1 protein-coding gene and 1 pseudogene are annotated in these 1,853 nt (G+C 61.6%); one reads left to right on the forward strand and one right to left on the reverse strand.

The window, feature by feature from the left end; translation table 11 throughout:
* A pseudogene (locus WCB02_RS17390) lies at positions 1 to 454 on the reverse strand (TAXI family TRAP transporter solute-binding subunit); the annotation flags it as partial.
* 587 nt (positions 455 to 1,041) lie between these two features.
* Between WCB02_RS17390 and WCB02_RS17395 the strand changes: the two are divergent.
* A partial coding sequence (locus tag WCB02_RS17395) for a tripartite tricarboxylate transporter substrate binding protein (protein WP_423959864.1) occupies positions 1,042 to 1,853 on the forward strand: 812 nt, incomplete at its 3' end.

Below are 1,853 nucleotides of genomic sequence, written 5' to 3' on the forward strand. Positions count from 1 at the left end.
CCTCCAGTGTCTTGATCTCGGGGCGAACGTAGATGTGAACCTCATTGATGTAGAACTTACAGATAAAGCGTATCCGGTCTTTGATATGGGCGAGCGTTCCGTTGCGAAGATATTCCTCGAGTACGTCGGCCGAGGTGATCGTGACATCGACGCCCTTGAGGTAGAGCAGGTCCTCGACATTGCCGAGCGCTCCGTAAGTGACGATCGGCAGCACGCGCAGCTTGGGTCTATCGTCCAGCACCTTGGCCATTTCGGCTGCGAAACGGATGTTGGTGCCTTCGAGCAGCCCGCCAGCGAGGCCGACAGTCCACTCATTCGATTCCTGGACCTTGCCTCCCTCGCCGAGAGTATTTGCCGTCGCTGCGGGCCCCGTTCGGGCGGTCTGCGAGAAAGCAACCGGCGCCGCCATCCCCAATGTCGCTGCAAGCACGCTCACCAATACTATGCCACGCACGGTTCAACTCCTGCTTGTGTCTGGCTTGTTTTGCTAATATCTGGCTTACTTAAATTTGCCATACAAAAGCGGCGGCGATGTGGACGGAACTTTGTCGGCGTCAATTTTCGTTAACTCGTCGGCCGGCGCGGTGCGGCGGCGATCGCCCCGATGACATCGGCTGCGGGAGGCCGGGGTCAACAGTCTTTCGTTGAACGAACTCAATAACATCGGTCGGCGAAGTCCGGCGACTATTCCGCTTTTGCGATGACCGGCGCTACGCTTGGTCTGTTGCGCTTGGGATTGCTCGCATCTCCAGTTTTCGCGCCGAGAATAATTCGTACGGGCTGGAAAATGCTGCCGCAACGTACCATCAACACCGTCGAACTGCTCGCCCTTCTGCCCCGATGAAACAGGGACGCGTCCGTGAACAAGCGGGTGTCGACTTCACGGGCAAGCAGCTTTCACCGCGCCGCAATCCAGCGCCCAAAACCGCTGGCGGCGTGGCGACAGCTTGCTTGAAACCGCCATATTGGGCCCGCACGATATTGCCCGATAAGCATCCGGCCCGTGCCGCGGCGCAAGAATGATCGGGGGGAACGAAACACGTGCGACACCTAACCAAGGCCGCAGCCGCGTTGGCGGCCATGCTCCTCAGTGCGCCCGCCGTCGCGGGCTGGGAGCCGAGCAAGCCGGTCGAGATCGTGGTCGCGGCGGGCGCCGGCGGCGCCTCCGACCAGATGGCGCGGATGATGCAGGCCGCGATCCAGAAGAACAATCTGATGAAACAGCCGATGGTGGTGTCGCTGAAGGGCGGAGCGTCCGGCGCCGAGGCGCTGATGTACATGAAGGCGAGCGAGGGCGATCCGAACAGGATCCTGATCGCCTATTCGCTGATCTACATGCTGCCGCTGGCGGCCAAGATCCCGTTCGACTGGCATGAATTGACGCCGGTGTCGGTGATCGCGCTGGACCAGTTCGTGCTGTGGGACAACGCCGCCGGGCCGAAGTCGGTGAAGGAGTTCATCGAGGCCGCGAAGACTGCAAGCCCGCCCTTCAAGATGGGCGGCACCGGCTCCAGGCGCGAAGACAACGTGCTCACCGTCTTCATCGAGCAGAAGACCGGCGCGAAATTCTCCTATCTGCCCTACAAGTCCGGCGGCGAGGCCGCGACCCAGCTGGTCGGCGGCCACTCCGAATCCAACGTCAATAACCCTGCCGAAAACCTCGAAGTGTGGCGGGCGGGCCAGGTCCGCGCGCTCTGCGTGTTCGACAAGGAGCGGATTTCCTACACCGCCAAGGTGACCGAGACCCAGTCGTGGCACGACATCCCGACCTGCAAGGAGGAGGGGCTCGACCTGCAATATCTGATGCTGCGCGCGATCTTCCTGCCCGGCAAGGTGACGGCGGAGCAGCAGGC

Source organism: Bradyrhizobium sp., from assembly GCF_049581145.1.
GTDB lineage: Bacteria > Pseudomonadota > Alphaproteobacteria > Rhizobiales > Xanthobacteraceae > Bradyrhizobium.